The following is a 12414-nucleotide window of genomic DNA, read 5'->3' as shown; positions in this document are numbered from 1 at the left end:
GGGCGGCATCCGATTTATTCCGTGCCCGACCCGGTGTGCTCGCCCGGCACCACCACCCAGTGGTTGGTGTGCAGGAGGCGGTCCGAGAAGTCCAGGTCCCGCTCGCCGAGAAACCGGAAGCCGAGCGCCCGGCAGATCCCGTTGGACGGTCCGTTGGTGGTCCCCGGGTTGGCGTGCACCTCGCCCCAGCGGCCGTCCTCGGCGGCGGCGTCCAGCACCAGACGCACGGCCGCCTTGGCGAGGCCTCGGCCCTGGTACTCGGGCAGCACCATCCAGCCGATCTCGGAGACGGTCGCGCCGTCCTCCTGGTCCGACCAGAGCGTGACGGTGCCCGCCGCCTCGCCGTCCTCGGCGCCGTCCGGCACGATCATCCTGATCCAGGAGCTGTCCGCGGCCACCTCGGCCAGGTCCTTGCGCAGCCGCGCCTCCACCTGCTCCCGGGGCAGCGGCCCGCCCAGTTCGGCCATCATCAGCGGGTCGCAGCGCATCCGGACGTACGCCTCGACGTCCCCCGCCCGAACATCCCGCAGTCGCATGACTCCTCCTCAGCGCCGGTCCGAGCGGCCACGCTAACGCGGCCCACCGACATTGGCGCCGGGCGACCCGGGCTGGCATCCTCGTGCCGGTTCAGGTACGGACGATCCGCTTTTTTTGGGGGAGCCATGGAGGACGAGTACTTCCGCCGGTTGAAGGAGTACGAGGGCCGGTCGCTGACGGCGAAGGCCGTCGGCGGGCTGACCGTCGCCGGCTGGCTCTGGGCGCTCTGGCTGGTCTTCCTCCCGGCCGGCGGACTCTGCGGCTCCCCGGCCTTCTACGAGCCGACCGGCTTCCACATGGCGGAGGCCTGCGACTCCGAGATGATCGGCCGGATCGGCAGCGCGCTCGCCGTCCTCCTCGTGTCGCTCCCGTTCGGCGCCGCCTGGGGCTGGTCCGTCGTGCGACTGCGCGAGAGCCGCAAGGCCCTGGCCGCCCTCGCCGGCCGGTAGCCGACGGGGCGGCGCCGGAGCGCCCCCGGCTTCCCGGGTCAGAACATCTAGGGACGGGCGTAGAAGACGGACCCTAGGGACGGGCGTAGAAGTCCGGGGTGCCCATGATCCAGAGGCTGGCCTGTTTGATCGGCATGCCGGCCCGCGGGGCCTCGATCATCTGGTCGTCGCCGATGTAGAGGCCGACGTGGTAGATGTCGGCGGCGCGCCCGGTGTCGGTCCAGAAGACCAGGTCGCCGGGGCGCAGTTGGCGGTAGCCGATCGGGGTGCTCTGGGCGTACTGGTCGGCGGCGAAGTGGTTGAGCTGTCGGCCGCCCTCGCGCCACGCCATCATGATCAGCCCGGAGCAGTCGTAGCCGCCCGGGCCCTCGCCGCCCCAGACGTAGGGCAGGCCGATCGTGGACTTGGCGAAGGCGATGGCGGCGGCCGCGCCCTCGGCGGACCACGGGTGGGCGGCGCTCGGCGCGGCCTTGGCGTTGGCGGCGGCGCGGGCGGCGGACCCGGCCTCGCGGGTGGCGACCGCCTCCAGGGCCTCCCGGCGTTGGCGCTCCAGCTCGACGGTGGTGTTCCGGGCGGCGGCCAGCTCGGCGAGCAGCTGCTCGCGCCGCCGCCCGGCGGCGGCCACCTCGCCCTGCTGGGCGGCCAGCCGCTGCTCCGCCCGGGCCTTGGCCGCGCCGACCTCGGCGGCGGCCTTCCCCGCGGTCTCGGTGGCGGCCCGGGCGGCGGCGGAGGCGCTACGGGCGGCGGTGGCCGTGGAGGTGGCGGCGTCCAGGATCTGCCGGGTGCGCTCGCTGACCTGGCCGACCGCGGCGGCGCGGTCGCCCGCCTCGCGCGGGCCGTGGGCGCCGAGCAGGGCGTTGAGGGCGGACAGTTCGGCACCCACCCCCTGCCGGTACGTCTCGGCCGCGAGCCGGGCCGCGTCCTCGGCGGCGGCCGCGCGCTCGGTCTCGGCGGCGGCGGCGCGCTGGGCGGCGGCGTCCTCCTCGACGCGGGCCCGGGTGAGGGCGAGCTGGGCGCCGTTGTAGGCCTCGACGGCCTGTTCGGCGGCGCGCCCGGCCCGGTCCAGCTCGGCCCGGGCGGCGGTGAGCGCGGACTCCAGGGCGGCGGCCGAGGAGGCCTTGCCCTCGGCGTCGGCCCGGGCCCGGTCGATCTCCTCGGTGGTCGGGTACGGCTCCTCTCCCCCGGCCCGGCCGGCCGCCGGTCCACCGGCACGCGGTTCGCCGGTCGCCGGGGCGGCCTGGACGGCGGGGAGCAGCCCGAGCAGGGCGGTGAGGGACAACAGGAGGGTCAGCAGGATCCTGCGCGCCACGCGACATCCCTTCTGGCGGGTCCGGAGGGGACGGCGTCGGACGGCGCGCGGCGTCCGGGCAGACGGCGGCCCGGGACGGCGGGAAGTCCGATGAATCATCCCATCACATGACAGAACGGTCACATGACGCCCATGTTCTCAATTCCGGCGGCCTTCACGCCCGGAAAGTGCTCTGCCAGTCGGGTGGCTATCGGATAATCCGACCACGCCTCAGCTCCGGCGCGGCGTATGAGGAGCAGGTCGGCGAGGCGAGCCGGAAGCGAGCGCGGAGAGACGGACTACCGGCTGATCCGGCGGGTGTGCGTCCGCAGCCGACGGTGCCGCTCGGGGCGGCTTTCCAGTCCGGTCGGACCGACGGCGAAGGCCCGACTGCGCCCGGCCCGGACGGTCCGGCGGCGCTGCTGCGCCAGGCGGGAGCGGCCCGGACCGGCCTCGGCCGCCGGGTCCGCCGCGACCGGCGCCTTCCCCTCCGCCCCGGCGGCGGCCGCCGAGCGGCGGTCGGCCAGCCGGGCCTGACGGCGGGCCAGCGCCCGGGCGGCGTGCGCGTCGAGGTGGGCGGTGGCCCTGGCAGCCATCCGCTCGGCCACCCGGTGCGCGGCCGGGTGGTTGACGGGCACCTTGTCGGGGGCCCCGGCGATCAGGTCGAAGAGCCAGGTGCGGGCGCGGTCCGCACGCCGGTGCAGCAGGCGCTCGCGCCGCAGCGCACGCGCCCGGCGACGCGGGCGCGTGGCGTATCGCCAGCGGGCCCACGGGCTGCTCGGGCGGGCCAGCCGGACCGCCCCGATCCAGGACAGGCCGGGGACCATGATCCCGAGCAGTCCGGTCCACACCTTGCCCTTGAGCAGGGTGATCACCGAGGCCAGCGCGTTCACCGAGATGATCGTGATCAGACCCCACCTGGTCTCCTCGCCGGGCACCACGCCGAGCGGCACGTACCCGACCAGCAGCAGGGAGGTGAACAGGATGCCGAAGATCACCGCGTCCACCGACTTGCGGCCCTGTTCGCTCCAGTACACGTCGTCCAGGTGCAGGATCAGCGCGAACTCGTCCAGCACCAGGCCGCAGCCGATGCCGAAGGCCAGCCCGAACCAGTTGATCCACGGATGCCCGCCGTAGGTGGCGAACACCCCGATGCCGCCGAGCAACAGGAAGCCCAGGCCGAACACCATGTGGTGGATGTGCAGCCCGCCGGGGGTCACGTTGCCCGGCCACCAGCGCACCTGGGCGCGGATCATCCGGACGCTGAACCGGATGAAGACGAAGGAGACGATGAATCCGACCAGCAGCAGGAACAGCGGTTGCTTGTGCGTGGCGACGATGTGGTCGCGGTAGCCGTCCAGCAGTGTCGTCATGGGTCTTACCTTCGTTCCTGGTCCTGCGTCCTGCCTGCCGCAACGTGGCCCGGGGCACACATCGCCCCCAACACCGGGCCGACGCCCGGTCAGAACCCTCGAGTTCGCTTGGCCGCCCGGCGCGGCACGGCCGGGTAGAGCGACGGGCGCTCGGCGCCGACCGGCAGCTTCATGAACAGGCGGGCGATCTCCCCACCCAGGTTCACCCCGACCGCCAGCGCCATCGCGATCGCCGCTGCCCGGAAGACCGACACCAGGCCGGCGCTGGAGTGCCCCTGGGCGAAGGCGAGCATCCCGAGGTAGAGCGCCGAACCGGGCATCAGCGGGCCGATCGCGGCGGTCACGTACGGCAGCGCCGAGCCGTTGCGGTAGCGCGCCATCAGCTGGCCGAAGAGGCCGACCAGCCCGGCCGCCACGCCGGTCGCCGCGATCGGGTTGACACCCGCGTTGTACACCAGCGCGCCGTAGCTGGCCCAGCCGATGCCGCTGTTGACGGTGACCAGGGCCAGCGTGCGGCGGTCGGTCTGGAGCAGCGTCGCGAAGGCCAGGGTCAGCAGCATCGCGGCGACCATCTGGACCGGCGGGTAGCTGACGCCCACCAGGCTCTCGTCCGGGCGCAGGTTCGCCTCGAAGCCGACCCCCAGGTAGAGGATCACCATCACCCCGATCACGATGCCCGCGACCAGGTAGATCACTTCCAGCAGTCGGGCCGCGGCGGTGATGTAGAAGCCGGTCAGACCGTCCTGCACGGCGGCGACCAGGGCGCGCCCGGGCAGCAGGGCGAACAGGCCACCGGTGATCACGACCGAGCCGCGCAGGCCCCAGTCGTTGAACGAGAGGATGATGCCGGAGGCGGCGGCCGGCATCGCGGCCGCCACGAACTGGTAGAACTCCGGCAGCCGGCGCCGGGCCAGCGCGGAGGCCAGCCGGTCGCCGAGGACGGCCGCGACGAAGGCGCTCGCGAACACCAGCCAGGCCTTGTCGTCTATCCGCCCACCGACCAGGAAGGTCGCCGCGCCGGCCAGCAGGCCGCTGGTCAGGGCGAGGAACCAGGCCGGGTACGGGTGCCGGTTGCGGCGGATCACCGCGAGCCGGCGGTAGGCGTCGTTGACCGTCACCTTCTCCGCGGTGATGTCCGCGACCAGCTGGTACACCGCGTTGAGCCGGGTGTAGTCGGAGGTCCGGCGGCGCACCACGCGGTCGGCGGTGACCGGCGGCTCGACCAGCGAGGGCTGGTGCGAGATGCCGATCAGGGTGAAGGTGACCTGCGGCTCGCAGCGGTCCAGCCGGTAGGCGTGCGCGATACCGAGCATCGCCGCCTCGACGTCCTCGGCGGCCTCGCCGCTGGCCAGCAGCAGCTCGCCGATGCGCAGCGTCAGGTCGAGGATGCGCGGGACGTTGCGGGTGGCGGCCGCGGAGGGGTGCAGTTCGCGGGCGGTGCGTTCGAAGGCGGGCCGCTCCGACATCGGGGTGCGCAGCAGGGTGCGCATCCGGTCCGGCCAGGGCGCCTCGCCCGGGGCGCCGGCGGTCAGGTCGGGGACCGGGATGCCGGTGGGCGGGGTGTAGCCGGCTGCCCGCCACTCCTCGGGGGTGAGGGTGTCCTCGGCGACCGAACGGCGGCGCACCGGACGCCCGGTCTCGGGGCGGCCGGTCTCGGGGCGGCCCGGGGCCGGCGCCGGCTCGGGTGTCGGCTCGGGGGCCAGCAGGCCCTTGGTCTCCGGGACGGGCGGGGCGAGCGGGACGACGGTGGTGGGCTCGACCGGCGGGGCGGGGTGGCCGAGCAGGCCCTCGGTGGGCGGGGCCTCGGCGGGGTGCACCGGCTTCGGGGGTGCCTGCCGCGCCTGTCGGACCGCCCGGCCTCCCCTCGCCCGCTTGCCCGCACCCGGTCGGCCCCGCTTAGGCACTTCCGCTCCTTGCCACCCCTGGTGGCCGCCGGCCACCGTTCGATCTCGGTTACACCTTGCCTGATCGAACAGCCGGACGCACATGTACGCGGCGTCGCGTGGCCGCAGCGGCGGACGCCTACCCGGCGCGGTGGCGGTCGGCACGGGCCGCGCCGGAGCGGCGGGCCCGCAGCAGCTCGATCGCCACCGGGACCACCGAGACCAGCACGATGCCGACCAGGATGGCCTCGATGTTGTCCCGGACGAACGGGATCTGCCCCAGGAAGTAGCCGAGCACGGTGACGCCGCCGCCCCACAGCACGCCGCCGACCAGGTTGAACACCACGAAACCGCGGTAGTTCATCCTGCTCACCCCGGCGACGATCGGGGTGAAGGTGCGCACGATCGGCACGAAGCGGGCCAGCACGATCGCCTTGGGCCCGTGCCGGTCGAAGAAGGCGGCGGCCTTCTCGACGTTCTCCTGCTTGAAGACCCGGGAGTCGGGCCGGCGGAAGAGGCTCGGGCCGACCTTGCGGCCGAAGAGGTAGCCGACCTGGTCCCCGGCCACCGCGGCAACCACGATCAGCGCGCAGACCAGCCAGAGCGGCTGGTGCAGGTAGGTGCCGCCGGCCACCAGCAGGCCGGTGGTGAACAGCAGCGAGTCACCCGGCAGGAAGAAGCCGATCAGCAGGCCGGACTCGGCGAAGACGATGGCCAGGATGCCGATCAGGCCGAAGGTGGAGATCAGGGTGGTCGGATCGAGCCAGGACGGGCCGAGGGCGAGGCTGGTCACGGTGCGGGCACTCCGAAGGTCGAGTCTTGGCAATGAAACGGTAAAGCATTGACAAAGACTCGATTCGGGGCCGGAAGGTTCCCGGCCGGAAGCGCGGGCGGCCCCGGAACGCGCGGGGCCCGGAGGAATGCCGCCCGGAACGCCGCCGGCCCCGGCGGGGGCCCCGGAGGGCCGGCCCGCCGGGGCCGCGGCGCGGTCGAGGGTGGTCAGAGCCCGTAGCGCTCGACGATCTCCTCGTGCCGGGCGAGGTCCGCGCCGGCCGCCTTGGCCAGCTCCGGCCAGCCGAGCGGGTGCGGCCAGCCGCCGGTCAGCCGGTGCAGCAGGGCGTCGGCCTCGGCGGCCGAGGCGGTCGGCGGGACGCCGAGGGCCGCGTAGACGCCGGGCAGGGTGTCGCCGTCCTCCGCCGGGTCGGTGATCCGGTACTGGTCCCCGCTGTACACCCAGACCGCGTACCCGGCCTCGTGCAGTTCCTCGCGCAGGACCGACCACGGCTCGTCGCCGGGCCGGCCGCCGTCGATCCAGTACGTGGTGTACCCGGCCGGGTCGAGCAGGGTGAGCAGCCCGAACACCGGGCGCCAGTGCTGCCGCTCCTCCTCGGGGGCGTCCTCGGCCGGCGGGCGCTCCAGCAGGGCCGGGGCGAAGACCACCACGTCGCCGTGGTTGAGCGTCAGGTCGTCGCCGAGCACCGGCAGGATGCGGGCGGTGGCCGGGCCCGTCCGCAGGGCGGGCAGGTCGGACGTCGCGCCGTTGGTGCGGGTGGCGCGGATGGTGACCAGCTGCCACTCCTCGTCCACCGGGCCCTCGGGCTCGTCGAACTCGATGTCGAGCAGCGCGCCGGTGGAGCGGACCACGGCCCAGTCCCGGTTGGCGCTGGCCGCGGTGATCAGGTGCCACAAGTCCGGCTCCTGGACCGTCCGGTGGCCGTCCTCGTCGCCGGCGTCCTCGGCCGGCACCGCGCGCTCCAGCAGCTCCAGGTACATCCGCTGCGCGGTGGCGTGGTCGCCCAGCTCGGTGGCGGCGAGAGCGGCGAGGCGGCGGGTGTTGAGCACCTCGTCGTCCAGCGCCAGGATCGCCCGGCACTGCTCCAGCGCCTCGGCCCAGCGGCCCTCGGCGGCGGCCCAGCGGGCACGTATCCAGTGCCCGTCGGCCGGGGCGGAGGCGGCCACCCGGTCCGCGAGGCGGCGTACGCCCTCGGCGTCCCGGGCCTCGATCAGCATCTCGCCGAGCGCGCCGGTCAGCTCGCGGTCCGCCGGGTCGTCCTCCACGTACCGCCACAGCAGGTCGGCCGCGGCACGGGCGTGGCCGAGGCCGCCGAGCACGGTGGCCAGGAGCACCGCCAGTTCGGTGGCGCCGGCCTGCTCACCCCGGTACCGGTCCAGGGCGACGGAGAGCAGGTCGGCGCCGGTCTCGTAGGGCACCCGGACCTCGGCCAGGTGCGCCGTCAGCTCGCCCGGCGGGACGGGCAGCTCGGGCTCCGGCAGTACCTCGGCGGCCGCGCGCAGTGCCGCGACCTGCTCCGACACGCCGTCGGTGCGGCGCAACCGGGTGAGCTTACGCTCCCCCGTCGCGGCGAGGGTCAGCGCCACCGTGCGGGCGCCGCGGGCGAGCGCGAGCCGGCCCGCCGCCAGCAGCAGGTCCACGCACGGGCGGTGCGCGCCGACGCCGTCCAGGTAGCCGACCCAGCCGGCCAGTACGGCGCCCAGCTCGGCGTCGTTCTCCCGGGCGCCGGCCGCGACCAGCAGCTCGACCGTCTGCGTCCAGGCGCCGCGCAGGTCGGCGTGCTTCTCGGCCTCGGCCCGCCCGGGCAGCAGGGCGAGCGCCTCCTCGGTGCGGCCGAGAGCGGCGAGCGCGCGGGCCCGCAGCAGGGCGCCCCAGCGCTGGTCGCGCTCGTCCAGCCCGCGCCCCTGCTTCTGCTCGGCCCGCTCGGCGGTGTCCAGCAGCTCCAGCACGTCCTCGTGCCGGCCCAGCAGGTGCAGGGTGCCGGCCCGGGCCTGGTGGAAGCGGAGCGAGACCGGCTGGCCGGCCGCCCGCATCCGGTTGGCCGCGGAGTCCAGGTAGTCCAGCGCCTCGGCCGCCCGGCCGTCGTCCTCCAGGGCGTCGGAGTACTCGCGGGAGAGGCAGTCGTAGCAGGCCCGGGCGGGCTCGATCCGGTCCAGCGTCTCGCCGACCACGGCGAGGCGCTCGGCCACGTACCCCGGCCCGTCGACCCGGGCGTGGCAGATCGCGAAGTCCTGCACCACGCAGACGGACTGCGGGCACCCCGCCGTCTCCTCCCGGTGCGCGAAGTCCAGCAGGTCGACCGCCTCGGGCAGCACCGCCTCGCCCTGCTGGCGCTTGTTCAGCAGGTTCTGCATCCGCCAGTGCCGCAGGTAGACCTCGACCCAGGGCAGGCCGAGCGCCCGGGCGGCGGCCACCGCCTCCGGGTAGAGCGCGTCCAGCTGCTCGTTGCGCCCCTCGGTGGCGTGCTCGGGCAGCTCGATGATGGCGTCGGCCAGCCGGTGGTGGCCGGCCTCGGCCAGCTGCCGGTGGGTGTCGCGCACCCAGGCCCAGATGTCGGTGGTCATGCCGGTTCCCCCTGCGTCGTGCTGATGAGTTGTCTACCGCACACCCCTGACAATCCGTCCGTCACGGCTCCTCCGAGAGGGCGCCGGGGCTGTCCGGGACCTCCGGCAGGCCGGCCGGGACGGCGGCGGTCAGGGCGGAGACCGCGGTGCCGATGCCGGTCAGCGCCGTGGTGAGGTCGCCCTCGGAGGGGCCGGACGAGGCCGCGGCCATGATCACCTTGATCGACCGGAGCAGCCCGGCCGCGGTCGCGCTGCCGGTGTGCCCGCGGCGGTAGGCGGCGAGCAGGTCCTGGACCGCCGGACTGGCCAGGTTGAGGTAGAGCCGGGCCCGCACCCCACCGTCGGTGCGGGCCGTGAAGGCGCGGGCCAGCCGCAGGGCGGCGGACGGTATCCGGGCGTCCGCCTGGTCGTCCTCGATCCGGGCCTTCAGCTCGGCCTCGCGGTCCGGCACCAGCACCAGCGGCAGGCCGGGCGGGTCGAAGCGGGCCGGGACGAGCTGCTCGCCCGGGTCGGCGAGGGCGCCGGCCAGCCAGGCCGACTCGTGCTCCGGCAGCGGGCGCTCCGGGTCGCGGAACAGCTCGCGGTCGCCCTGCTCGCTGCCCAGCTCGACCACCCGGCAGCCGCGCAGCTGGGCGTAGCGGCGCAGGAACGGCAGGACGGCGTATCGGTCGCCGCGCGCGATCGGCACCCGCATCGCCCGGTACAGCATCTCCTCGAAGCCTCCGCCGCTGCCGAGCGCGACGTGCACCGCGCCGCCTCCCGCCGCGCGCAGCGCGCCGGCCGTGAGGTCGCCCTGCGAGGTGGGCACCGGGACGTCGTCGGCGAGCAGGGTGAACAGCCGCTCGTCGCAGAGCGCGGCGCCGAGCAGGTCGTTGCCGTGCCGGGTGAGGATGCGGCGCCAGGCGGCGGGCCGCAGCCGGGCGGTCTCGTACAGGCCGTCCACGATGGCGTCGGTGAGGACCTTCCGGAGCGCGTGGTAGTGCTCGTCGCGCTGGAGGTCCTCGCGGCTGGCGGTGGGGGTGAGCCGGTTGGACTCGACCACGCCGCCGATGAACCCGGCCCAGCGGGGCAGCAGGTCGCGGGCGTCCTCGGCGAGCAGCATGCCGCGCAGGTAGACGGCGAGGTCGCGGTTGTCGCTGCTGCCGTAGGTGCCGCCGTCCTGGACCCAGAGCAGACCGGCCGCGTCGGTGACGCCCTCGACCGGGTGGACCGGGAAGGCGGTCAGCGGTTCGAAGCGGCGGCCGAAGGCGGCGGCGAAGCGCATCCGGGCGGCGTACCGGTCACCGTCCGAGGGGCTGCCCGAGGCGTCTCGGCCGGGGGCGGGGGTGGGCGGCGGGAGGGCCGATCGCCGCCAGGGCACCTCGACGGAGTTGACCGGACGCTCGTCCTCGCCGACGTGGACCGGGATCGGCAGCAGCACGCAGTAGCGGCCGAGCACGTCGCGCAGGACGTCCTCGTCGGCGAGGTGGCCGTGCTCGGCCTTGATCGCCAGCTCGACCACCGTGCCGGGGCGGGGCCGGGCGGGCACCGGCTCGACCTGGTACTGCTCGCCGCCGCGGCTGCGGTAGCGGTGCCCGAGCAGCGGCTCGCGGTGCGAGGTGGTGGTGACGGTGACCTCGTCGGCGATCGAGAAGGCGGAGAGGAAGCCCAGGCCGAAGGCGCCGATCAGCTCCTGGTTGCCGGTCAGTTCGCGCAGCATCCGGGTGTAGCCGGTGCCGACGGTGGCCAGGTAGGAGTGGATCTCGGGTTCGGTGAGGCCGGCCCCGGTGTCCTCGATGGCGACGGTCCGCCGGGCGGCGTCGGCGTGCACCCGGATCAGCGGGCGGTGGTCGCCGTCCGGGTCCTCCAGGAGCCGGCGGGTGTGCGAGTCGTGCGCGTTCTGGACGAGTTCGCGCAGCGCGACCAGCGGGGTGGAGTAGAGGTGGGTGGCGAGGACGTTCACCAGGCCGCCGAGATCGACCTCGGTCGTGCGCAGCTCCTCGGCGGGGGTGGGCTCGGGCGGGGCACCATCAGACATGGGTCCTCAGTGTGCCAGTGCGACTATCTGGCGACCATTTCTTTCTTCTTGACGCCTTGCTGACGGAATGACGAAATGACGCAATGCGGTCAGCTCTTAATTGACCGATCCTCCACCATCGGGGGAATTGCCACCCGTTCGGTGGAATTCGTCCACTACCCGTACGTCCGCTGCCGGTCCCGCCCCGGGGCCTGCTCAGGAGAGAGCCAGCACCGCCCGGCCGAGCCTCAGCAGGCAGTCCCCGAGGTCCGGCCGGGCGCTGTGCGGACGGTTCCGCACCCCGTCGTTGACCAGCGCGAACAGCGCGTGCACCCGGATCCGGGCGGTCGCCGCGTCGCACGTGGGGTGCACCTGCCGCAGCAGCCCGACCCAGGTGCGCAGGAAGTCCCGCCGGAAGTCCACCGCGGCCCGGCGGTCGGGCGGGGCCAGCCGCTCCGTCTCGCTGAGCATCGCGCCCAGGTAGTCCCCGTTGCGCAGCGCGAAGCCGACGTACGCGCCCAGCCCGGCCTCAAGTGCCGCCCCGGGCCCGGAGGCGGCCGCGATCGCGCCGTCCACCTCGTGCCGGAGCCGCTCGCGGCTGCGCACCAGCGAGGCGGCGAGCAGCTCGGCCTTGCTGTCGAAGTGCCGGTACACGCTGGGGCCGGAGATGCCGACGGCGGCGCCGAGCTGGTCGGTGCTGACGTTGTCGAAGCCGCGCTGGTGGAACAGCCGCACGGCCGCCGCGAGCAGCTCCTCCCGGCGCGCCCGCGGCCCGGGTTCCGGCACCGGTACGGCGGCGGGCCCTGCGACCGCACCCACCAGGGAGACCCCGAGGACGGCCGCGACCACCTCGCGCAGCAGCGCCTCGGCCCGTCGGGCCTGCGGCGCCGCCGACTGGTAGGAGAGTCCGGCGCAGGCCGAGAGCGCCGACCAGCAGAGCAACTCGGCGTCCCCGGTGGCGAGTTCCGGCCGTTCCGCGCGCAGCACGGCGACCATCAGGGCGACGTCGGCGCGCAGTTCGCGGCGCAGCGCCGCCCGCCGGGCCGGCGGCAGCAGCCGGGCGTCGCGCTGCACCAGGGTGCCGAGCGGGCGGTGGCCGACCGCGACGGCGGCCAGCGCGGCGCCGAGCTCGGCGGTGGTGCGGGCCGGGCACAGTCCTTCGGCAAGCGCGTCCAGGCCCAACCGGACGGCGCGGTCGAGCAGTTCGGGCTTGCCGCGGAAGTGCCGGTAGAGCGCGGGCGCGGTGATGCCGACGCCGGCGGCGACCTCGGTCATCGAGACCTGGTGGTAGCCGCTGCGGTGGAAGCGGTCGGCGGCCACGGCCAGGATCTGGGCGCGCCGTCCGGGCGGCCGTCGGACCACCATGGCGTGCCTCCCTCCCCCTCGGCCGGGTACCGGCCCGGTACCGGAGCGGCATCGACGGAAGGCTAGCAAGGATTCACTTCGCACCCCCGTCGACCGTGCTTCCCAGCGCCTTCTCACGACCGGCCCACTCTGGACAGCCGAAGCTACCCCGGATTAACTTGTGGGG

Annotated in this window: 9 protein-coding genes; 1 reads left to right on the top strand and 8 read right to left on the bottom strand. The window is 74.7% G+C overall.

What is annotated here, in order from left to right:
- Positions 1 to 14: 14 nt before the first annotated feature.
- Positions 15 to 536: a GNAT family N-acetyltransferase gene (locus AB0O11_RS01120; RefSeq protein ID WP_363380387.1), complete on the bottom strand. Its 522-nt coding sequence runs from the start codon at positions 534 to 536 to the stop codon at positions 15 to 17.
- A gap of 126 nt (positions 537 to 662) precedes the next feature.
- Between AB0O11_RS01120 and AB0O11_RS01115 the strand changes: the two genes are divergently transcribed.
- On the top strand, positions 663 to 986 hold the full coding sequence (locus tag AB0O11_RS01115) for a hypothetical protein (protein ID WP_363380385.1): 324 nt from the start codon (positions 663 to 665) through the stop codon (positions 984 to 986).
- Positions 987 to 1059: 73 nt separating this feature from the next.
- On the opposite strand, the gene AB0O11_RS01110 is transcribed toward AB0O11_RS01115, so the two are convergent.
- The 7 genes from AB0O11_RS01110 to AB0O11_RS01080 all read right to left on the bottom strand — a co-directional run bounded on the left by AB0O11_RS01110 (position 1060) and on the right by AB0O11_RS01080 (position 12248).
- Entirely contained in the window at positions 1060 to 2295 is a 1236-nt protein-coding gene (locus AB0O11_RS01110) for a C40 family peptidase (RefSeq protein WP_363380382.1), read from the bottom strand.
- Positions 2296 to 2573: 278 nt separating this feature from the next.
- The gene (locus AB0O11_RS01105) at positions 2574 to 3647 is read right to left on the bottom strand and encodes a hypothetical protein (RefSeq protein ID WP_363380379.1); all 1074 of its coding nucleotides are present in this window, start codon (positions 3645 to 3647) and stop codon (positions 2574 to 2576) included.
- An 89-nt stretch (positions 3648 to 3736) separates the two neighbouring features.
- Positions 3737 to 5551 (bottom strand): threonine/serine exporter family protein, encoded by a 1815-nt coding sequence (locus AB0O11_RS01100; RefSeq protein WP_363380377.1) that lies wholly within the window; start codon positions 5549 to 5551, stop codon positions 3737 to 3739.
- 118 nt (positions 5552 to 5669) lie between these two features.
- Positions 5670 to 6323: a VTT domain-containing protein gene (locus AB0O11_RS01095; RefSeq protein WP_363380375.1), complete on the bottom strand. Its 654-nt coding sequence runs from the start codon at positions 6321 to 6323 to the stop codon at positions 5670 to 5672.
- A gap of 206 nt (positions 6324 to 6529) precedes the next feature.
- Positions 6530 to 8887, bottom strand: coding sequence for a hypothetical protein (locus AB0O11_RS01090; RefSeq protein ID WP_363380372.1), 2358 nt, complete (start codon positions 8885 to 8887; stop codon positions 6530 to 6532).
- Between the two features lie 61 nt (positions 8888 to 8948).
- Complete coding sequence (locus AB0O11_RS01085; RefSeq protein ID WP_363380369.1) at positions 8949 to 10904, bottom strand: ATP-binding protein; 1956 nt, start codon at positions 10902 to 10904, stop codon at positions 8949 to 8951.
- Positions 10905 to 11099: 195 nt separating this feature from the next.
- The gene (locus tag AB0O11_RS01080) at positions 11100 to 12248 is read right to left on the bottom strand and encodes a TetR/AcrR family transcriptional regulator (protein ID WP_363380367.1); all 1149 of its coding nucleotides are present in this window, start codon (positions 12246 to 12248) and stop codon (positions 11100 to 11102) included.
- Between the last annotated feature and the right edge of the window lie 166 nt (positions 12249 to 12414).

It is taken from the genome of Kitasatospora sp. NPDC093102 (assembly GCF_040683915.1).
Lineage (GTDB): Bacteria > Actinomycetota > Actinomycetes > Streptomycetales > Streptomycetaceae > Kitasatospora.
This window is presented reverse-complemented; position numbering and strand designations above follow the sequence as displayed.

Coding starts and splice junctions, on each gene's coding strand:
- AB0O11_RS01085 (WP_363380369.1), bottom strand. CDS start 10,904: ATGTCTGATGGTGCCCCGCCCGAGCCCACCCCCGCCGAGGAGCTGCGC.
- AB0O11_RS01080 (WP_363380367.1), bottom strand. CDS start 12,248: ATGGTGGTCCGACGGCCGCCCGGACGGCGCGCCCAGATCCTGGCCGTG.
- AB0O11_RS01115 (WP_363380385.1), top strand. CDS start 663: ATGGAGGACGAGTACTTCCGCCGGTTGAAGGAGTACGAGGGCCGGTCG.
- AB0O11_RS01120 (WP_363380387.1), bottom strand. CDS start 536: ATGCGACTGCGGGATGTTCGGGCGGGGGACGTCGAGGCGTACGTCCGG.
- AB0O11_RS01090 (WP_363380372.1), bottom strand. CDS start 8,887: ATGACCACCGACATCTGGGCCTGGGTGCGCGACACCCACCGGCAGCTG.
- AB0O11_RS01105 (WP_363380379.1), bottom strand. CDS start 3,647: ATGACGACACTGCTGGACGGCTACCGCGACCACATCGTCGCCACGCAC.